At 45.3% G+C, this 20,955-nt stretch carries 20 protein-coding genes and 1 riboswitch; of the genes, 15 read left to right on the top strand and 5 right to left on the bottom strand.

What is annotated here, in order from left to right:
- Positions 1–12 precede the first annotated feature (12 nt).
- The 5 genes from ftsE to glpG all read left to right on the top strand — a co-directional run bounded on the left by ftsE (position 13) and on the right by glpG (position 4,335).
- Entirely contained in the window at positions 13–687 is a 675-nt protein-coding gene (ftsE, locus tag R7035_RS22320) for a cell division ATP-binding protein FtsE (protein WP_005378697.1), read from the top strand.
- Positions 677–1,645 carry a permease-like cell division protein FtsX gene (gene ftsX, locus R7035_RS22315; RefSeq protein ID WP_005378695.1) on the top strand — a complete coding sequence of 323 codons (969 nt, stop codon included), beginning with the start codon at positions 677–679 and terminating at the stop codon, positions 1,643–1,645. Before ftsE ends, ftsX begins: the two co-directional genes overlap by 11 nt.
- A gap of 176 nt (positions 1,646–1,821) precedes the next feature.
- Positions 1,822–2,679, top strand: a complete 858-nt coding sequence (gene rpoH, locus R7035_RS22310) for an RNA polymerase sigma factor RpoH (RefSeq protein ID WP_005378693.1) — start codon at positions 1,822–1,824, stop codon at positions 2,677–2,679.
- Between the two features lie 493 nt (positions 2,680–3,172).
- Positions 3,173–3,493, top strand: a complete 321-nt coding sequence (gene glpE / locus R7035_RS22305; RefSeq protein ID WP_005378691.1) for a thiosulfate sulfurtransferase GlpE — start codon at positions 3,173–3,175, stop codon at positions 3,491–3,493.
- Positions 3,493–4,335 carry a rhomboid family intramembrane serine protease GlpG gene (gene glpG / locus R7035_RS22300; RefSeq protein WP_017636076.1) on the top strand — a complete coding sequence of 281 codons (843 nt, stop codon included), beginning with the start codon at positions 3,493–3,495 and terminating at the stop codon, positions 4,333–4,335. The genes glpE and glpG overlap by 1 nt, the downstream gene beginning before the upstream one ends.
- A gap of 62 nt (positions 4,336–4,397) precedes the next feature.
- Here the strand turns inward: glpG and R7035_RS22295 are convergent, their stop codons facing one another.
- A complete protein-coding gene (locus tag R7035_RS22295) occupies positions 4,398–4,808 on the bottom strand; it encodes a flagellar basal body-associated protein FliL (protein WP_005378687.1) in 411 nt (136 codons plus the stop codon).
- Between the two features lie 161 nt (positions 4,809–4,969).
- On the opposite strand from R7035_RS22295, the gene R7035_RS22290 reads away from it, so the two are divergent.
- Positions 4,970–5,509, top strand: a complete 540-nt coding sequence (locus R7035_RS22290; protein ID WP_005378686.1) for a chorismate lyase — start codon at positions 4,970–4,972, stop codon at positions 5,507–5,509.
- Positions 5,510–6,364: a 4-hydroxybenzoate octaprenyltransferase gene (gene ubiA / locus R7035_RS22285; protein WP_005378684.1), complete on the top strand. Its 855-nt coding sequence runs from the start codon at positions 5,510–5,512 to the stop codon at positions 6,362–6,364.
- 64 nt (positions 6,365–6,428) lie between these two features.
- Here the strand turns inward: ubiA and plsB are convergent, their stop codons facing one another.
- Positions 6,429–8,855: a glycerol-3-phosphate 1-O-acyltransferase PlsB gene (gene plsB, locus R7035_RS22280; RefSeq protein WP_104979835.1), complete on the bottom strand. Its 2,427-nt coding sequence runs from the start codon at positions 8,853–8,855 to the stop codon at positions 6,429–6,431.
- Between the two features lie 368 nt (positions 8,856–9,223).
- Here plsB and lexA point away from each other — a divergent pair, with 368 nt between their 5' ends.
- The 3 genes from lexA (at position 9,224) to dinF (ending at position 12,228) form a co-directional block, all read left to right on the top strand.
- Positions 9,224–9,844 (top strand): transcriptional repressor LexA, encoded by a 621-nt coding sequence (gene lexA / locus R7035_RS22275; RefSeq protein WP_005378682.1) that lies wholly within the window; start codon positions 9,224–9,226, stop codon positions 9,842–9,844.
- A 184-nt stretch (positions 9,845–10,028) separates the two neighbouring features.
- A complete protein-coding gene (locus R7035_RS22270; protein WP_025768172.1) occupies positions 10,029–10,823 on the top strand; it encodes a class I SAM-dependent methyltransferase in 795 nt (264 codons plus the stop codon).
- Positions 10,824–10,878: 55 nt separating this feature from the next.
- Entirely contained in the window at positions 10,879–12,228 is a 1,350-nt protein-coding gene (dinF, locus tag R7035_RS22265) for an MATE family efflux transporter DinF (protein WP_186584595.1), read from the top strand.
- Positions 12,229–12,285: 57 nt separating this feature from the next.
- On the opposite strand, the gene sthA is transcribed toward dinF, so the two are convergent.
- Complete coding sequence (gene sthA, locus R7035_RS22260) at positions 12,286–13,716, bottom strand: Si-specific NAD(P)(+) transhydrogenase (protein ID WP_186584596.1); 1,431 nt, start codon at positions 13,714–13,716, stop codon at positions 12,286–12,288.
- Positions 13,717–13,979: 263 nt separating this feature from the next.
- On the opposite strand from sthA, the gene fabR reads away from it, so the two are divergent.
- Both fabR and R7035_RS22250 read left to right on the top strand, forming a co-directional pair.
- Positions 13,980–14,621, top strand: coding sequence for an HTH-type transcriptional repressor FabR (gene fabR, locus R7035_RS22255; protein ID WP_005378632.1), 642 nt, complete (start codon positions 13,980–13,982; stop codon positions 14,619–14,621).
- Positions 14,621–14,986, top strand: a complete 366-nt coding sequence (locus tag R7035_RS22250; RefSeq protein ID WP_186584597.1) for a YijD family membrane protein — start codon at positions 14,621–14,623, stop codon at positions 14,984–14,986. The genes fabR and R7035_RS22250 overlap by 1 nt, the downstream gene beginning before the upstream one ends.
- Before the next feature lie 65 nt (positions 14,987–15,051).
- Here R7035_RS22250 and trmA read toward each other — a convergent pair whose 3' ends face one another.
- Positions 15,052–16,161 carry a tRNA (uridine(54)-C5)-methyltransferase TrmA gene (gene trmA, locus R7035_RS22245; protein WP_033907263.1) on the bottom strand — a complete coding sequence of 370 codons (1,110 nt, stop codon included), beginning with the start codon at positions 16,159–16,161 and terminating at the stop codon, positions 15,052–15,054.
- A gap of 184 nt (positions 16,162–16,345) precedes the next feature.
- Positions 16,346–16,546: riboswitch (cobalamin riboswitch) on the top strand.
- A gap of 55 nt (positions 16,547–16,601) precedes the next feature.
- Between trmA and btuB the strand changes: the two genes are divergently transcribed.
- Genes btuB through murI form a run of 3 tightly spaced genes read left to right on the top strand, consistent with a single transcriptional unit; the run spans position 16,602 to position 20,024 of the window.
- Positions 16,602–18,437, top strand: a complete 1,836-nt coding sequence (btuB, locus tag R7035_RS22240) for a TonB-dependent vitamin B12 receptor (RefSeq protein ID WP_025768175.1) — start codon at positions 16,602–16,604, stop codon at positions 18,435–18,437.
- 59 nt (positions 18,438–18,496) lie between these two features.
- Positions 18,497–19,189, top strand: coding sequence for an adenine nucleotide alpha hydrolase (locus R7035_RS22235; RefSeq protein WP_132937311.1), 693 nt, complete (start codon positions 18,497–18,499; stop codon positions 19,187–19,189).
- 31 nt (positions 19,190–19,220) lie between these two features.
- Positions 19,221–20,024, top strand: coding sequence for a glutamate racemase (gene murI, locus R7035_RS22230; RefSeq protein WP_132937310.1), 804 nt, complete (start codon positions 19,221–19,223; stop codon positions 20,022–20,024).
- On the opposite strand, the gene R7035_RS22225 is transcribed toward murI, so the two are convergent.
- Positions 19,987–20,442, bottom strand: a complete 456-nt coding sequence (locus R7035_RS22225) for an RNA-binding protein (RefSeq protein WP_017636066.1) — start codon at positions 20,440–20,442, stop codon at positions 19,987–19,989. The genes murI and R7035_RS22225 overlap by 38 nt on opposite strands.
- Between the last annotated feature and the right edge of the window lie 513 nt (positions 20,443–20,955).

Genomic DNA, 20,955 nt, shown 5'->3' with positions numbered 1-20,955 from the left:
AGGAAATCAACGGTGATCAAATTTCAGCAAGTAAGCAAAGCTTACCGAGGTGGTCGACAAGCACTGCAAAAAGTCGATTTTCACCTGAGGCGCGGTGAAATGGCGTTTTTAGGCGGACATTCCGGGGCTGGTAAAAGTACCTTGCTGAAATTGATCTGCGCGATAGAGCGACCAACCGATGGCAAAATCCATTTTAATGGCCACGACATCACGCGTATTCCAGGCAAAGACATCCCTTTTTTGCGCCGCAATATTGGGATTGTTTTTCAAGATCATCGCCTATTGATGGATCGCAGTGTGTACGACAATGTCGCTCTGCCAATGCGTATCGAATCGATTTCTGAAAACGAAATCAAACGCCGTGTTTCTGCGGCGTTAGATAAAACGGGCTTACTCGATAAAGCTCGTTGTCTACCTAGTCAACTTTCTGGTGGTGAGCAACAGCGCGTCGGTATTGCCCGTGCTGTGGTTAATCGACCAACGTTGCTGGTGGCTGATGAGCCTACGGGTAACCTTGACCCAGAATTATCCAACCGTGTGTTGCGTCTATTCGAAGAATTTAACCGTGCGGGCGTGACAATCTTACTTGCCACGCACGATGTGGGGTTAGTAAACACTCGCCCACAGTATCGTCATTTTGAATTGAACCAAGGCTTCCTAAGTGAGGTAGAAGACTATGGCAGGTAACAAGCACTCCCAAAAGAAGGGGAAAGGCCGCAGTGCCAAGCGTGCGAATACCGATGGTTTTTTCTCTGTCCACGCAAAACAAGCTAAATCCTCTTTTAGCGCCTTATGGCAACGACCACTAGGCAACATTCTGACCCTAGCGGTCATCTCCATGGCACTTGCCATGCCAGCTTGTTTGTATCTATTGGGGAAAAACGTTGCAGGGGCAGCGGAAGATGTCGCTTCTCCTTCACAAGTTAGTGCTTACTTAGTTGAAGGCATGCCGGATGCGCGAGTGATGGTTCTCAAAGATCAAATTGAAACTTGGCCTTTGGTAAAAGAGGTAGAATATATTTCACCGCAACAAGGTCTATCTGATTTAAGCCAATATGCAGGGTTCGACCAAGCTATCAGTCTTTTAAGTGGCTATGCGCTTCCTGGTGTGTTGGTGATTACGCCAGATTCGGAGCTAAAAAGTGATATTCAGTCATTAGCCAAAGACGTTCGAGAGCAACAAGATGTGACCGACGTGAGACTTGACGAAGACTGGCTGGCGCGTCTTGATGCAATCAAAACTCTCGCGAGTATTATTGTCATTACCCTGACAGTGCTGATGCTCGGTGCGGTATTTTTAATCGTTGGCAATACATTGCGATTTAATGTGCTGGCGAATAAAGAAGAGATTCAAACCATGAAACTGATCGGTGCGACGGACAGTTTCATTCTGCGCCCTTACTTGTACACAGGTATGTGGTTTGGCGTGTTAGGTGCCACTATTGCGTGGTTGGTAACGGCTTTAGTGACCATTGTCATGAATAGTGCGGTGGAAGACCTTGCTGCGTTGTACGATAGCCAGTTCCGCCTGATTGGTCTAAGTTGGGATGAATCTTTGTTACTAATCATCATTGGGAGTCTTTTGGGATGTATTGCGGCGCGCTTTTCTGCGCAACGACATTTAAAAGAAATTGAACCAGTTTAAGTGATGGCGGTCTTATTACTTGGATTTTATTAGCACTAGCTAATTTTGAACCCTTGCTTAGACCAAATGTTTATGGATAATTGCTTCCCCTTCTTGAAACTTGTTCATTTTGAGTTCAAGATATCGAAGCTAAATTGCAATGTAATGCTCCAGATCAGAGATTGATGAGGAATTGAATGACAAAAGAAGCGTATCCGATGGCTCTAGTCACGCAAGATAGCCTTGATAGCTATATTCGCTCAGTAAACAGCTACCCAATGCTGACTGCAGACGAAGAGCGTGAGCTGGCAGAACGATTACACTATAAAGGTGAGATTGAGGCTGCAAAAGGTCTAATTCTTTCGCACCTACGATTCGTTGTTCACGTTGCTCGTGGTTACTCTGGCTACGGTTTGCCAATGGCGGATCTTGTGCAAGAGGGTAACATCGGTCTAATGAAAGCCGTTAAGCGTTTTAACCCAGAAGTAGGGGTTCGCTTGGTTTCTTTCGCTGTCCACTGGATCAAAGCAGAGATCCACGAATACGTGCTACGTAACTGGCGTATCGTGAAAATTGCGACCACTAAAGCGCAACGTAAATTGTTCTTCAACCTGCGTAAGTCGAAAAAGCGCTTGGGTTGGTTTAACAACGGTGAAGTGGAAACCGTTGCGCGCGAGTTAGGTGTTGAGCCTTCTGAAGTTCGCGAGATGGAATCACGCTTAGCGGCGGTGGATTCAACCTTTGATATGCCAACTGATGAAGACGACAGTTCAAACGCTTACACAGCGCCGATGCTATACCTAGAAGACAAATCGTCTGATGTGGCCGACAACATTGAAGCCGCCAACTGGGAAATGCATACCAACAATCGCTTGGGTCATGCATTAGCGAGTTTGGATGAGCGTAGTCAGCGCATCGTGCGTTCTCGTTGGTTAGATGATGAGAAAGCAACATTGCAAGACTTAGCTGATGAGTTCGGTGTTTCCGCCGAGCGTATTCGCCAGCTAGAAAAAAATGCAATGAAGAAACTAAAATTGGCCGTGGGTGAATTTTAATTTCCACTGCTAATTGAAAGTAAGATTTTCATAGAAAGCCGAGATCATGTGATCTCGGCTTTTTTATTGTCGATCGAAAATCGATAGCGTTTGCGATCCGGATTTTATGTGCTACCTGTGTATAACTCTGTGAAGTAATTATTTATCAACTGTTCGAAACCCGGACAAAATAAGGGATTCAAGCACTTTTCCATCTGGGGATAGTTATAGATATATACACAGTTAGATCAGGATCATCACTACATATTGTGGATCAAAAGATCCAAATACACTTTATCAACGCAATTCACAGCTTTATCCACAAATGGTTGGAATGTGTACACTTTTGGAAAACCTGATTATCCATGTGTCTAAGTTTGCCGTTGGATAGGTTACAATAGCGGCAGTATACCCAAGCAGCTTCAAATATGGATTTTATGCTGTACCACGGGTGCTGATTAGTACGTTAGGTTCGAGGTTGCTTGGGTATATTAATAAGACAATGAGAAAGTAAATGGATCAGTTTAAGCATATCGATGTACAAGGTGCGCAAGCGCTGCTCGAGCAGGGTGATGCGAAGCTTGTAGATATCCGTGACCCTCAATCGTTTGCCGTTGCGCATGCGGAGTCTGCGTATCATTTAACTAACGATACGATCGTTGCGTTTATGGATGAAGTGGAGTTCGAACAACCTATTCTGGTGATGTGTTACCACGGCATTAGTAGCCAAGGTGCGGCGCAATATTTAGTTAACCAAGGCTTTGAACAGGTGTACAGTGTAGATGGTGGCTTTGAAGCCTGGCATCGAGCAGAACTACCGATAGTGAGAAGTTAATGAAGAGATTGGTAACGTTAAATAATCCACGTATGGCGCAAGCCTTTATTGATTATATGGCCTCTCGCCAAATTGACATCGAAATGATGCCTGAAGGGGATGGGCAATTTGCGCTGTGGCTGACTGATAGCCAGCATGAAATAGAAGCGGAAGCCGAACTTAAGCTGTTCCTTGCTAACCCGTCTGATTCAAAATACAGCGCCGCCTCGTGGGACGTTGCCGATACTCGTAAGAGCACATTTCATTATTCCAGCCCGAGTATCATGAGCATGGTCAAAGCGAAAGCTGGCCCCATGACTTTGCTGATCATGACAGTCTGTATCATCATCTACTTGTTACAAATGTTTGGCTTTGGCAATGGCGTGTTTAAGTTGTTGCACTTCCCGGCTTTTGAGGGGCAACAATGGCAAGTGTGGCGATGGCTAAGTCATGCGTTACTGCACTTTTCAGTAACTCACATCGTGTTTAACTTACTATGGTGGTGGCAGTTGGGGGGCGACATCGAACGTCGTCTCGGTTCCGGTAAGCTATTGCAACTCTTTGTGGTGTCGGCAGCGCTTTCAGGGGCAGGCCAGTTCTATGTTGAAGGGGCTAACTTCGGCGGCTTGTCTGGTGTGGTCTATGCACTGCTTGGTTATTTGTGGATATTGGGTTACCGCTTGCCACATTTAGGCCTTACGCTACCCAAGCCAATCATCGTCTTTATGTTGGTATGGTTAGTTCTTGGTTTTGTGCAGCCATTTATGGCGATTGCAAACACCGCTCACTTAGTTGGGCTACTGTCGGGGATGGCGATTGCGCTGTTTGATTCAGGCAAGATGAAATACCAACAGCAAGCCTAAAGCAGATGAAATGAAAAGACCGCTCAAGAGCGGTCTTTTTTATGTTCAAAACGGATTTGGGTTTATTGATAAAGGTATTTTGTAAACAACAAATCGGCAATGATGGTTTTACCTGTTTCAGGCAAAAGCGTTTCGTTGAGGGTCGTCACTAAGGTTTTGCGCAGATCTTCTCGGCCAGACAGGGACTTAATCGTATCTTCTGTTTGCTTACCCAATAATTCAATCACTGCATCGCGAATCAAAGGTTGGTGATGCTCAACAACTGATAAATCTTGTTGACTCATTACCATGATGTCGATGCGCACTTGCACATAACCTAACTTTTTGCCTTTGGTGTAAAAGTTAGTAGTGAGGTCAGGCTCTAGGGTAAAGTATGCCAACTTAGGTCCAGCTTCTTCCGTTTCAGCCCAACTTGGTGCGGCGAATAGTATGGTTAACGCAAAAATAATTTGGGCTATATAACGTTTGTACATATTTCTAACTTTTCTTTCTCTGGATCGCGATATTCGAATCGCTTCAGTCTTGATACAATGGGCCGTCTATAACAAATAACGGAACTTACGGTTACATACATTACTATGGACGGTAAGTTGTTGCTTTATTGTACGCATAAAGCCTCCAATTGAATACTAGTATGAATCAGCCAACATCACTCTATCTTGCTTCTTTATTGGAAGTAGAGTGGCAAAACCCCGAAGAATTCGAATTTCCAAATGAATTTGCCAAGCATTGGCTTGAAGAGCAAGGGTCTTTGTCACGTCGTTTAAAACAGCACTGCCAAGCGTTAACGGTAGAATTGCTACAAAATCAGATCGTCACTGCAGCGACATTAAAACAGGACGAAAGCCAGTTATTGTCCGAACAAGATTGCTTACTGAGAGAGGTAATTTTGTGCGGTGACAATAATAACTGGGTTATTGGGCGGACATTGATTCCTCGTTCAACCTTAGTTGATCAGCAGTATGATTTGGCTCAACAAGGGGATATCCCATTAGGACTAACTGTGTTTAGCGCAGATAACGTTGAGCGGGACTCTTTGCAAATGGGATGGGTAGCCGTACCAGAAGGACGTTTGTTAGCACGACGCTCAAGGTTGTGGATGAATCACAAACCGATGCTAGTCGCCGAGTTATTCTTATCTAATTCACCAGTTTACGCTAAGGAGACAGTGTAAATGTCCGCAGAAAAAGCCAAAGCATATTGGCAACTGATGCGCATGGATCGCCCGATTGGTTCACTGTTACTGATGTGGCCAACGATTTGGGCGCTAATTATCTCAGCCCAAGGGATGCCAAGTTGGGATGTATTCATCGTGTTTGTATTGGGTGTTTTCCTAATGCGTAGTGCGGGGTGCGTGATTAATGATTTTGCAGATCGCAAAGTCGACGGCCATGTAAAGCGTACTAAGCAACGTCCACTGCCATCAGGGAAAGTGACAGCAAAAGAAGCGATTGGATTATTTTTGGTTTTGGGTATCAGCTCGTTTTTGTTAGTGCTGACCATGAACCCGCTGACGATTCAGCTATCCTTCGCTGGCATTGTGTTGGCGTTCATCTATCCATTTATGAAGCGTTACACTCATATTCCACAGCTATTTTTAGGCTTGGCTTTTAGCTGGGCGATTCCAATGGCGTGGGCTGCACAAACTGGGGAATTACCATTAATTGTTTGGTTTTTGTTCCTCATTAATGCTTTGTGGACCATTGCGTACGACACTCAATATGCGATGGTAGACCGAGATGATGATCTAAAGATTGGCATTAAATCGACGGCAATTCTGTTTGGTCGTCATGACAAGCTTATTATTGGTGTGTTGCAACTGATTACACTCGCGATGTTGGTTTGGTTAGGGCAGTTCTACCAATTGGGACAAAGTTACTACTGGACCCTTTTGATTGCAGCGTCGTTGTTTGTTTATCAGCAGCACTTAATTCGTCACCGTGAGCGTGAGTTGTGCTTTAAGGCTTTCCTTAACAACAATTATGTTGGCATGGTGATAGCGATAGGGTTACTGGTCGCATTTTGGTAAGCGAAGAAATAGAAAAAGGCATCCGATTGGATGCCTTTTTTCTTATTGGACGAAGGTAAAACGGTTACGACCGAAGTTGGTGAATACTCTCTTCGATCGTCAGTTTCACTTCTGGATAAAGCAGAGTGAACAGTAGCCGTGCAAATTGCTGCGTTTTCTTCGTGTCACAGTTACCATCGTTATCGAGGTATTTTTGCTGTTTGAGCGTATTGAACATCGCGGTAAACACACCTTTATCGAAGAACTCTGGCGCATTAATACCGTGCAAACGCCCTAGGCGCTGAGCAATATCTTGGCTCTTCTGCTCTAGGTCCGATTTACCCAGCTCAGGGTAAGCAACAAGCAAGTTCATCGCGATAGAGTAGCGTTGCAGCGTTTCAGTTATCGTACGACCTAGCAGAACCAAAGGCTGGTTGTTCGATTGATTGATCTCTAGCTTATCACCATCAAGACTAATCATTTTCTGATCGGCAAATTCATGCAGCGTTTTAACGACCAATTCATCTAACTCGTCTTCCTGGTAACTTAAGAACAGCTCTTTCTTCAAGAATGGGTAGATTTGCGCGACATTCGCTTGAATCTTGGCTACCGAAAGGTTGCGCTGACGAATGAGCATTTGGGCAATTAATGACGGCAGAGCGAACAAGTGAATGATGTTGTTGCGATAGTAAGTCATCAGGATCGATTGGCTACGGTCCAGCGAAATGATGTCACCCATGCTATCGGTTTCAATCACGAACTTATCAAGCGAAATTGCATGATCGACCAACTCCTCAGCACTTTCGGTAGGGATAGTGGAGGTGCTTGAGTACGGATTATTTTTGAGTAGCTTTAAGTAACACTCGATCTGATTGATCAGCGAGTCACGAGAAAGTGCACGTTGACGAGAAGCAAGCAGTGCGGTTGCACACAAGGTCAACGCGTTTGCTGCCGCCGCATCATTGATGTGCGTCATCATCTTATTAGCAAGGTCGTTGACCACAGGATTCATCCATTGTGGTTTGTTACCACCCATGCTGTCGATGTCTTTCGTCCACTCAGGAGCATGCTCGTTCAAGTATTGGTTGAGCTGAATTGGCTCACCGAAGTTCACATAGCCCAAACCAAAGTTACGCAGTTTACGCAGAGTACGCAGTACAAGCCCTGCGTTTTCTTTCTCTTTGCGTTTGCCACGCAGCTCTTTCGCGTAAGTGCCTACTTCCATTACGTGCTCGTAACCGATGTAGACCGGTACTAGTGTTACTGGGCGGTTTAGACCACGTAGCATTGCTTGGATGGTCATAGCCAGCATACCCGTTTTCGCTTGCAGTAAGCGACCTGTACGTGAACGACCACCTTCACTGAAGTACTCGACTGAATAGCCTTTGGCAAACAGCTCAGCTAGATACTCACGGAAAATGGTTGAGTACAGTTTGTTGCCTTTAAAACTACGACGAATAAAGAACGCCCCACCGCGACGGAAAAGAGGACCGGCCGGGAAGAAGTTCAAGTTAATGCCTGCCGCAATGTGCGGAGGCACCATGCCTTCATGGTATAAAACATAAGACAACAGCAGGTAGTCCATGTGACTACGGTGACACGGAACGTACACAATTTCGTGGCCGTCTTGCGCTAAACGACGCACAGTCGAGGCGTTATTGATGTGCAAACCTTGGTATAGTTTTGTCCATAACCAACTCAGGATGCGGTCGCCGTTTTTCACCAGACTGTAGGAGAAGTCGGCGGCGATTTCATCCATGATGTCGTGGGCTTCTTTACGTGCCTTATCAATCGAGATGTTTTTGCTCTTGGCTTCGTCAGCAATCGCCAGTTCAATAGCTGGAGATTTTAGTAAACGAGCAAACAACACTTGGCGTTGTGGCAAGTTTGGGCCTGAAGCAGCCAGTTTCTGGCGTGAGAAGTGGATACGCGCCACGCGAGCCAGTTTGTGCGCAATTGCGCTGTCGGTACCGTGAGAGTCTGCCATATAACGCAGAGATACCACGGGACTAAAGCGAACTAAGCAGTCGCGTCCCGCCGCTATTACTGCTTTGGCTTTTTGCGGACCATTCATCGGTTGAAGGTAAGGTTTTTGGTTCTCTTCTTTACCTGGCTTACGACCCCAAAGCACGGTTGCAGGGATCATTTGAACATCCAACTCACTATCCAGCTTGTGCAGTTCCAGTAAGTCAGTGAACAGAGAAACAGAATCGGTTGGGACATCATTATCGTTGTTCATCACAGTTGGACGCGCAGCGATAAAGACGAAACGGTTCAGCGTTTTGCCATTGATTTCCAGCGGGCTGAGCGGGTCGGGTAGACCAAGGCTCATGGCTTGTTTTTGCAGTGTCAGCAAATCCACGTTCGAGCGGAACGGCAGGGCATATACAATCGGTTTAGTTAGGTCGATGTTCAGATCTTCAATCGGGTTCGACGGGATTGTGGTGCCCTTTACCAGTACCGATAAAGGTAGTTTTAGTAATGAACGTGAAAATGATTGTCCAGAAGACATAAAGTTCACAGCCTCAATAGGTATTCAAACAGGCCTAACCTTATTTCAGTTTCCGCTTTGCATGTCTTCTCTATAAAAAGAGATGAGTAGGGCAATAGAAATAAGCCTAGGCGATAAAATTTAAGCGCTGCAAGGATACCAGAAACTGGTCAAACCTTTTAATTTTATTGGCTGTAAATTAGTCGAACCCCTAAGTTATTGCTTTGACTTGATTAACTGAAAAGTCGGTGTTTTAAACGAATAAAGAATGAACTTAATCGGTAAGCTGAAAGCTCCCCACAAATAAATTAAAAAACAACCAATTGGGTTTTCATTTGAGCATTTACTGGATATACTCACAGTTAACTGTATAAAAAGACAGGTGAGACATGAAGCCGTTAACGCCACGCCAACAACAAGTCTTCGATTTGATTAAAAGTAAAATCGACGACACCGGAATGCCACCAACTCGTGCAGAGATTGCGCGTGAGCTTGGCTTCCGCTCTGCGAATGCCGCAGAGGAACACCTAAAAGCGCTTGCTCGTAAGCAAGCAATTGAAATTATTCCAGGCGCTTCTCGTGGGATTCGTATCCTGCTTGAAGACGCAGCCAATGATGAGCAGGGTTTGCCTTTGATTGGTCAAGTCGCAGCGGGTGAGCCAATCTTGGCTCAAGAGCACGTAGAGGCGCACTACCAAGTCGATCCTGCGATGTTCAAACCGCAAGCGGATTTCTTACTTCGTGTAAATGGCGAGAGTATGAAAGACATCGGGATTATGGATGGCGATCTGCTCGCGGTGCATAAAACCCAAGACGTGAGAGACGGTCAAGTTGTCGTTGCGCGTGTTGATGATGATGTGACTGTGAAGCGTTTGGAGCGCAAAGGTTCAACCATATTACTGCATGCTGAGAATGAAGAGTTTGCCCCAATTCAAGTGGACTTAACGTCTCAGCACCTTACGATAGAAGGCTTAGCCGTTGGTATTATTCGTAATACCGATTGGATGTAAGTGCATTTAAGCAGCCCAGTTCATCTGGGCTGTTTTGTCTTTTCTCTTTTTCTACTTCCTCCAAAAGCTTGCTCATCATCTTGACCTTGTTTGTTTTGACCAATTTATAAGCTTGATAATGTAATTGATATTCATTATCATCTTTATTAATGTCTATGTTTTCTCTCTGGCGCAGGAAATGCCCATGTCTCAGTCTAAACATCAAGTTCCTAACCATTTATTAAAGCCACTGTTATTGCGTAGCCGTGAAAGCATGGTCGACAATGGCTTGGTGTACGATCCGATAGCTGCTAAAGCGTGTTTGAGCTGTAAGATGGCGCCGGACTGTTTGAGTGGTGATATTGCGCAGAAGCAATTGCTGCACGTGACGCTGACTCAGCTTTGTGACCAGCAGGTTAGTCACTTCTTACAGCAGTATCCCGATGCTTGGATAATCAATGTTGGAGCGGGGTTGGATACCCGCTTTTATCGTTTGGATAATGGACGCTGCCATTGGATAGAGCTGGATGTGACGGAAAATTTGGTATGGCGTCAGCGTTTGTTCCACAAAAATGAACGTTATGAACATCGCTGTGGCAGTGTGGATGAAATGTCGTGGCTAGAGACGTTAGCCATTCCAGAGCAAGCACCGGTACTCATTTTATGTGAAATGGCACTGCTCGATTGCACAGAGCGTCAAGTCGCGAAATTTATTCAAACCTTGGGTCGACATTTTGTTTCTGCTGAACTGTGTATGGTGCTGGCAGGAGATTTAACGGAAACCAAGTGGGGGAAAAAGCTTGGCTCTGATCGTTATGCTCATGGCTTTGAAGCGCCTGCAGCACAGATATTGCAATGGTTACCATGGGCACAATGGGCGAAAGCTTTCTCGCCATTCGATAGATTCTGTTCTCGTTGGAAAGCTTGGCAGCGTTGGCTTAATAAGATTCCAATGTTGAAGCATCGCCTCACGCCAGTCCTCGTTCACATCAAGTGGTAATTGGCTAGTCGTTAAGCGCTCAGGTACACTCGTCGATCTTACTGATGAGGTGCCTGTGACAAATTCAATCTTCTCTCCTTTATCTAACCCAAAAGTTCATCGCCAAGTCTTAGCTTTAGCGATACCTATGGTGCTGTCGAATATTACTGTTCCATTGCTCGGTTTGGTCGATGCTGCGGTGATTGGTCATCTAGACCACGCTTGGTATTTGGGCGGTGTTGCGTTGGGCAGCACCATGATCAGCGTGACGTTTTGGCTGCTTGGTTTTTTGCGTATGTCGACTACAGGGTTGGCGGCGCAGTCCTATGGCGGTGAAGACCGAAAGCAACTTGCCTTGGTGTTTATGCAAGGCTCACTCATGGCACTGCTGTTTGCGTTAGTCTTCCTTATTGCCCATAACCCGATTGCTGATTTGATCTTTGGCTGGAGTGACGCCAGCGCAGAGGTAAAACACTACGGCATGCAATATTTCTCTATCCGTGTGTGGAGTGCCCCCGCTGCGCTAATGAACTTTGTGTTGTTGGGGTGGCTGCTCGGGACGCAAAATTCCAAAGCACCAATGTGGATGGTGATCATCACCAACGTGACTAATATTGCCCTCGATTTGTTGTTTGTGATTGGTTTGGGGTGGAAAGTAGAAGGCGCTGCGCTGGCATCGGTGATTGCTGACTACTCAGGCATGGGTTTTGGTCTCATGTGTGTCTGGAAAACCTGGCGAGAGAGGCAATTACCATCACCTCAAAAGTTGCTAACCAGCACTCAACACGGTTTAGGGCGCTTCGTGAAATTGAATCGCGATATTTTCTTGCGCTCTTTGTGTCTGCAAGCGGCTTTTAGCTTTATGACGTTCCAAGGTGCGAGCTTTGGTGATGAGGTTGTCGCTGCAAATGCGGTTCTGATGAGCTTCCTGATGATTATCTCGTATGGCATGGATGGCTTTGCTTACGCAATGGAGGCCATGGTCGGGAAGGCGATTGGTGCCAAAGATAGGCAACAATTGAGTGAATCGCTTGTCGGCACTTTCTTTTGGAGTTTGGTTATTTGTTTAGGACTGACCGCGCTCTTTGGTTTGGCGGGATCGCAGTTGATCGCCATGATCACTTCAATTGAGGCGGTACAACAGCAAGCAGCGGTGTATCTACCTTGGCTGGTGGTGATGCCACTTGCGTCGATGTGGTGCTTTCTATTGGATGGCATTTTTGTCGGTGCAACCAAAGGCAAAGACATGCGCAATAGTATGTTTGTCGCGACCAGCAGTTTCTTCGTTGTCTTTTACTTGTTCGCCGAGTGGGAAAATCACGCGCTGTGGTTTGCAATGACGAGCTTTATGTTGATGCGGGGTATTGGTTTAGGGGTTATCTTTCTCTACCAATGGCACAAGGATACCTTCCTAGCACAATGTTGATATAAAAACAGCAGGTCCAAGCCTGCTGTTTTTCTTTCTGCTATCAAGAAGCATAGATTAGAACAAGCGGTTCAAACCATTCAACGCAGCGACACGATACGCTTCGGCCATTGTTGGATAGTTGAAGGTGGTATTGACGAAATACTCGATGTTATTCGCTGAGCCTTTTTGTTCCATAATGGCTTGACCGATGTGGATAATTTCCGCGGCACGTTCGCCAAAACAGTGAATCCCTAAAATTTCTTTGGTTTCACGATGGAACAATATCTTCAAGCTACCGATGTCTTTTCCTGCGATCTGTGCACGAGCTAGATGCTTGAACGAAGAGCGTCCTACTTCATACGGTACTTTCGCAGCTGTTAGCTCTTGCTCGGTTTTACCCACAGAGCTAATCTCTGGGATGGTGTAGATACCCGTTGGAATATCATCAATCAGATAGTTTTCTGCCTGACCTTTCGTAATGGCTTGTGCGACAAATCGCCCTTGGTCATAAGCGGCGCTTGCAAGGCTAGGGTAACCGATGACATCGCCTACAGCGTAAATGTGTTCGATATCGGTTTGGTAGTTACGGTTTACTTTTAGTTGTCCGCGAGAGTCCGCTTCCAGACCCACTGCACCCAAATTCAACTTATCGGTGTTACCTGTTCGACCATTCGCATACAACAAGCAGTCTGCCTTCATCTTCTTGCCAGATTGTAGGTGAATAATCACGCCATCTTCTGTGCCTTCGATTTTTTCATAGGTCTCATCATTACGAATTACCACACCGCTGTTCCAGAAGTGGTAAGACAGCGCATCTGACACTTCGTTATCCAAAAACTCCAACAAGCGGTCGCGGGTATTGATAAGGTCGGTTTTCACTCCAAGGCCGCGGAAGATAGAAGCGTATTCACAACCGATAACGCCCGCACCGTAAATGATGATATGGCGAGGGTCGTGTTTCAGGCTCAGAATGGAATCACTGTCGTAGATGCGCTCATGCAAGAAATCTACGTCGTTAGGCTGATACGGGCGAGAACCCGTCGCGATGACAAACTTATCCGCAGAATAGATTTCTTCTGTACCGTCGCTTTGCATCACTGCAATTGAGTAGTTATCGATAAATCGCGCGGTTCCGAACAAAAGTGTGCATGAGTTACGGTCATAAAAGCCCTGACGAAGTCGAGTTTGCTTATCAATGACCGACTTAGCATGACCTAAAATGTCAGAAAATGTTGCATGAACGCTGGTGTTGTTTCGACAAAATAGCGGGTTGCTATTAAATTCGATGATGCGGCTAACGGCATGACGCAGTGCTTTAGATGGAATAGTTCCCCAGTGAGTACAACCGCCGCCGACACTGCTTTCTTTCTCGACAATGGCAACATTCAGTCCCGCTTTGGTTAATCCCATTGCAGCCCCTTCTCCGCCAGGGCCACTACCGATTACGATCACGTCATAGTGATTAACATGCGCCATGATGCCTTCCTTGTTATATTTGCTTAACATTGCTTTAGCGCGATTTTAACTCATTTACTCTATTGGTACACGTAATGCCTGTTAGAGAGTGGAAGTGATCACGCAGAATCGACCAAAAGGGTGATTTGGTATGTTGTATGTCTATAAATTGCATCGAGAACATTGCAATTAGATGCATGCCAATAGTAACGTTCTCGGCGCTCAGAGCGAGCGAAGCAACATATCTTTCTCCGTAGGAGCAAATTGCGTTATATTGAGGCTCTTGTACCCTACAGAAAAAGAGCAAGTTAAGAATGAAATCGATGGGAATCCGCGCACAGCAAAAAGAGAAGACACGTCGATCATTGATCGATGCGGCATTTAGTCAGTTAAGTGCGGATCGCAGCTTTTCCAGCCTTAGCTTGCGAGAAGTCGCCCGAGAGGCAGGGATTGCACCGACTTCTTTTTACCGTCACTTCAAAGATATGGATGAGCTAGGCTTAACTATGGTCGATGAAGGCGGTTTGCTACTACGTCAACTGATGCGTCAGGCGCGTCAACGTATTGTGAAAGAAGGTAGCGTAATTCGTACCTCGGTCGAAACCTTTATGGAATTCATTGAAAGTAGTCCGAACGTTTTTCGTTTGTTGTTGCGTGAGCGCTCCGGCACTTCTGCTGAATTTCGTACCGCTGTTGCTCGAGAAATCCAGCATTTTGCGGCAGAATTAACCGAGTATTTAATGAGCACCGGCGTGACCAGAGAAGAGGCGTATACTCAAGCAGAAGCGTCTGTGACTTTGGTTTTCAGTTCGGGAGCTGAAGCTTTAGATTTAGATCGACGTGAGCGCGATGAACTCGCCGAGCGATTGATCATGCAATTGCGAATGATAGCCAAAGGGGCCTATTGGTATCGCAAAGAACGTGAACGTAACCGATTAAAAGGCGGGATAGAATAATGTCGAATGGAAATCAATCTGAAAAGAAAACGCTGATTTTGGCACTGGTTGCAGGTATGTGTGGTGATGCTTTGTTGTCATGGTTGACCATGAGTGAAGTGTCTTTTTCAATCTTCCCATTGATTGCACTCGTACTGGCTGTACAAGCTCTTTACCAAGAGTACCTAAATAATCCGGTATCAGAAGATATCCCATTAGTTGGCTTGGCGTGTTTCTTCGTAGGTGCGTTTGGTCACTCTGCGTTTATTAAAGCGCAATACCCAGAAGCAGGCTCAAACTTCTTTGCGATCATGGTTTCAATGATCTTACTCGCATGGATTGGTAAGAAGCTAGGTTTTGTCAGCAAGAAGACTTCTGCGGAATAAGTAAAACGAATCAAATTAAAAAAAGCGAGCCATTGAGCTCGCTTTTTTTGTCTGAAGCTGGTGGACTAAGCTTTACGTTCCAATAGCACGCCAGCTTCCATGTGGTGGGTATAAGGGAATTGGTCAAACAGAGCAAAACGCGTCACGTTGTGTGTTTCGCATAGAATGTCCAAGTTCTCTTTTAGAGTCTCAGGGTTACAAGAGATGTACATGATGCGCTCGTAACCTTGCACCATCTTACAAGTATCGACATCCATCCCAGCACGTGGTGGGTCGACAAAAATCGTGTTGCAGTTGTAGCTCTTCAGATCTACACCTGCATCTTGTAGACGACGGAATTCACGCTTACCTTCGATCGCTTGAGTAAATTCCTCGGCTGATAGGCGTAAGATTTGTACGTTATCAATCTTATTGGCGGCGATGTTGTACTGTGCAGATACCACAGATGGCTTCGCTAGCTCAGTTGCCAGTACGCGGTCGAAATTCTGTGCCAACGCCAGCGAGAAGTTACCGTTACCACAGTAAAGCTCTAGTAGGTCGCCAGTGCTTTCTTGGGTACAGTCGACCGCCCATTCCAGCATCTTCTCTGCGACTTTGCCGTTCGGCTGAGTGAAGCTGTTCTCTACTTGTTGGTAGATGTAGCTTTGACCATTTACATCGAGCTTCTCGATAACGTAGTCTCGGTCTAGGACAATCTTCATCTTACGAGCGCGACCAATGATGTTTAGGTTAAAGCCTTCATCATTCAAACGCTGTTTAAGGGCTTTCGCGTTTTCAATCCACTCTTCATCAAGTTGGCGATGGTAAAGGAGTGAAACCAGAATCTCACCACTTAGCGTCGATAGGAAATCCACTTGGAACAGTTTACGACGTAGTGAGTCGTTGTCTTTCATCGCTTCAACCAATAGCGGCATCAGGTCGTTGATCAGACGGCTTGCTGCAGGGAATTGGTCAACACGGTACTTCTCACGAGTTTCTTGGTTGAACATGATGTAGTAAAGATCTTCGCCTTCATGCCAAACACGGAACTCAGCACGCATGCGGTAGTGCTGCTCTGGTGATTCAAACACTTCCAGTTCTGGCATGTTGTATGGCGCGAACATATCCGTGAGACGTTCGACTTTTTCAGCCAGTTGTTCTTGGTAGCGTTGTGGGTTTACATCAAGAGTAGCCATGATCTTACCTTTTATGGTGCATTCAATTTAAGAGCGCAGATTTTATTCAATCTCAATAGGATGTCCAGTTTTGTACTGGAATTGATTTAAAGATAGTGCGTACAGGCAGAGTAGAAAGCAAAATCAATCAAAACGTTACAACTTCTAAGGGCAATATTGGCTGGACAAATAATCAATAGCTGAATAATATTTGCCTCAAGTTGGTGCTATCTAGCAATCTAGATGGCTGAAATGGGAATCTGGTGTGAATCCAGAACTGACGCGCAGCGGTAAAAGAGAACGAACGCTCATCAGACACTGCATTAGTTTATGTGGGAAGTCGAGCAAGTAGGCGGTACACCCGTGCTCTTGAGTCCGAATACCTGCCAACAACTGAGCCACAGCACTGGACTGTCATGATGACAGGGCTCGGAAGGAATTACGCGATTTAGGACAATACAATGAGAAAATCCGCACTGGCGATAACTTTGGCATCGCTGCTTTCACCTGTCTCTTATCTACAGGCCCAAGAAACCTCCACTGACGAAACCATCGTTGTTACTGCAAACCGTTTTGAGCAAGCCGAAAGCCGTACGTTGGCAGATGTCGAAGTAGTTACTCGACAAGACATCGATCGCATTCAAGCGAAAACCCTACCAGATGTATTGCGTCGCCTTACGGGGATTCAAGTTTCACAAAATGGTGGTCGTGGTCAGTTAGCGTCTTTATTTGTTCGTGGAACCAGTTCCGACCAAGTTTTAGTACTGGTTGATGGCGTACGTTTTGCGCGAGCAGCGAAGGGCGCTGTGGACTTTAACCAAATCCCACTTACTTACGTTCAACGTATTGAGTACGTGCGTGGTGCGCGTGCGTCACTTTATGGCTCAGAAGCTATTGGTGGCGTGATCAATATCATCACCATTGCGCGTGCTGACGAAGAAGGAACGAAGTTAAGTGCGGGTTTAGGTAGTTTAGATTATCAAGAATTGAGTGTGGCATCTGGTATTAAAGTCACAGAGAGCGGCCAGCTAAATATCGCGCTTGGTAGTGAAAGTGATGATGGTTATAACGTTCGTCCTGTACCGGGAGTTAATGACGGTGATCGCCATGGCTTTGATACAAAGAATGGTCTGCTAGGTTACGTGCATAACTTCAATGACCAGTGGTCTGCATTTGGTAACCTACGTGCTTACGAAAATGTTTATCAATATGACAGCAGCTACGGCAGTCGCGGTTACTACGAAGCAGAAAAAGATGATCTTTCTGTCACTCTGGGCGGTAAGTATCAGTCTGATAATGTGATGTCAGAACTACAAGTAACGGCACAGAAACAGAAGTCTTGGAACTATGAGCAAGCAAAAGGCAAACACTCAGGTACTGAAGATGAACTTGAGCAGCAAAATGTCCAGTGGACCAACAGTTACTTGCTAAACAACAATACGACGTTTGCTGGTGGTATTGATTGGCGCAACGAGTCTTATAAAGACAAGAGTGCGAATAAAACGTTTGATCGGACCAATGGCGCTCTGTTTGGTATGGCAACCACTAGTATTGATAAAGCAATGCTCGAGGGCAGTGCTCGCCTTGATGATAACGAAGAATACGGTAGTGAGTTCACTTACAGTTTAGCGGCTGGTTACCAGTTTGTACCAGAGTTTGGGGTTAAAGCCTCTTTTGGTACTGCGTTTAAGGCTCCAAACCTATATCAACAGTATGACCCAACATACGGTGAGAAAGATCTGAAACCGGAAGAGTCAGATGCTTGGGAGCTAGCATTCAGCGGTGATGTCCAAGGCGTTTTTTGGTCCGTAACGGGTTATGACTATATAATCACGAATCTTATCGATTACCATCCAACCACATACAAATATTTGAATGTCGATGGTGAAACACATATCCAAGGTGTGGAGCTTGTTGCTGAGTTTGATACAGGGATTGTGCAGCACCAGTTGAGTGCAGATTACAAAGATGCTGAAGACGATAAAGGGCATCAGTTGCAGCGCCGCGCTAAAGAAATGTATAAGTGGAATGCTTTAGTGAGCTTCGATAAAGTGGATTGGTCGGTTAGCTATCAGTACGTCGGTAAGCGTCCAGATGTGGATTACAGCACTTGGCCTTCACAAGATATTACGCTTTCTTCTTACTCGTTGGTTGATACGGCGGTGACTTACTATCCGAATGAGTCGACCTCTATTAGCGCTCGTATCGATAATCTACTTGATGAAGAGTATGAGATGGCAAAAGGTTACCCTGCTGCAGAGCGAGCGTACTATCTCAACGTTGGCTACGAATTCTAATCGTGAATGAGCACAAACCGCCTTCGGGCGGTTTTTAATATTTTGTGGTGGAAAATCGAATGAAGAAACCCAAGCGAGTTGTGATCAGCTGGTCCAGTGGTAAAGATTCGACATTAACGCTTGAGCGCCTTAACGAGAATCCAAATTATCAAGTTGTCGGTTTGTACACGACTTACGTAGGGAAAGAAGTCCCTTTCCAAGCAACTCCGCTTGAAGTCGTACAAATGCAAGCAGACTTACTTGCGCTTCCGCTCATTACTATCGAGCTACATGAAATCTTTCCAAGTAACGACATTTATCAATCGACCATCGTTAATGGATTACAAAGTAGTGGTCTGAACATAGAAGCTGTCGCATTTGGTGATATGTTTTGTAATGGCATTGCCGATTACCGACGCAGCTATATTGAACCTGTTGGCTGGGAATGCGTCTTTCCTCTATTAGGGGAGAGCAGCGAGAAACTAGCGATGGAAATCATAGAGCGTGGTATTCAAACGATGTTAATCACCATCGACGGAAGAGTTCTCCCTCCAGAATGGTGTGGTCGCTGGTATGACAAAGCCCTAATAGAGTCATTACCAAGTCAAATTGATCCCTGTGGGGAAAATGGTGAATTTCACACATTGGTCACGTCTTCGCCATCTTTTCAAGGACATATCGAGTTGACGAAGCGAAATGTAGAATCTGGAGATAGATTCAGCCATCAAAGATACCATGCTAAAGCATTGCCAAAACAAATCTACGCAGTATGATCGCAACGTTTCTGTTCTTTAGGTAAGACTCGTGCGAGTAGCAAGTAAGAAAAAAGTCCTAGTTTTTGACTCTGGTGTTGGTGGTCTTTCTGTATTCCAAGAGATACATCGCCTATTGCCCCAGATAGACTACTTATACTTATTCGATAATCAGGCTTACCCTTATGGTGAACTCGATCAGGCTGTACTCGTTTCACGAGTTAACCAACTGGTATCTTCTTTAGTCGAAGAACACCAAGTCGACATTGTCGTCATTGCTTGCAACACGGCGAGCACCATAGTGCTTCCTTCCTTACGCGAAAATTTATCGATTCCCGTTGTTGGTGTTGTCCCTGCGATTAAACCCGCATCGCTTTTAGCATCAAAAGGGGTAGGGCTGATCGCCACTCCGGCGACAGTAACACGCCAATATACTCACGAGTTAATACGGGACTTTGCGCAAGGCAAACCAGTTGAGCTGGTGGGATCAACTCGCTTGGTAGATATGGCCGAAGAGAAGTTGCGAGGCAACAGCGTTTCTCTCGACGAACTGACAAATATCCTGCTTCCCCTTCGCGATAAAGTCGATGTTGCGGTGCTCGGTTGTACTCACTTCCCTTTAATCAAAGAGGAGATTCATCAAGCTTTGGGTGGGGACGTTACTTTAATTGATTCAGGCGCAGCGATTGCACGTCGAGTAAAAGCATTGCTATTAAGTGATGAAATTGAGGATACAGAAGAGGGAAGTAAGTCGATTTATGCCAGTGCAACTCCTTGGCAGGAAGATGCACTGAACATTTGTTTAAAGAAGCTAGGTTTTAATCCTGTTCAGGTTTACCGCCATCCGGATGTTTAGGATCGTTCGCAATTCTCACTTTTAGCGTTCTCTCCATATATTCCTTTTCATTAAGTTTAGCGATAGCTGGCTTGGCATCTGCCGCAGCCATCACTACAAAACCAAACCCTCTTCTTTTTCCAGTGCGCTTATCTTTCATTAAGCGTACTGCATAGACCTGTCCATATTCAGCAAACAAATCGCGAACATGACTCTCATTGGCCTTATAAGGAAGGTTGCCGACATACAGCGTTTTAGTTGAAGGATCAGGATCCGAAGATTGAAGAACAGGTGTTTTGCTAGAAAATGAAAAAAGAAAAGCAGTAGCGATAACACCAATGAGGAAGCTCAAGGCTGGTGGGATGATGAATTGAGAGAAGATGATTCCCCCAACGATGGCCAGCCCAACACATAAAATCAGATTTTTTTTAGACGTCATTTTAATTACTACACATAGTGATAAAGAGATCGATTGTCCATTAACAGAATAGACACATGAATCTTACGTATATGGTTGGTGTTTTTCCAACCAATTGCTGTGATATGTCTCAAATGTGACGAAGAAATATGCAAATATCGCACTTTTGGCTAATTTATGACCGATTGGTTTTTTGTTTGCAAAAAACGCTTGTACTAATTTCTCAACTCCCTATACTGCGCATCCACCGACACGGAGTGAGACGAAAGTCACACAGCGAGTCGGGAAGAGAGAAAAAAGAATTTGAAAAAAATGCTTGACTCTCTCACGGTGTGAAGTAAGATACGCACCCCTAACGACGAGCAACTAAGTTGCTGAAAATGTTAGAAAAGCTCTTTAAAAATAAGAACCTATCAATCTGTGTGGGCACTCGTTGATGATAATCCAATTAGATACCTCGGTATCAAATTAGGTTTCAATGAAACGAAGTGACCATTGAATCTTCGGATTCAGCACAGTCAATTCAAACATTAC

This window comes from Vibrio sp. 1731 (genome assembly GCF_033339955.1).
Taxonomy (GTDB): Bacteria; Pseudomonadota; Gammaproteobacteria; order Enterobacterales; family Vibrionaceae; genus Vibrio; species Vibrio alginolyticus.
This window is presented reverse-complemented; position numbering and strand designations above follow the sequence as displayed.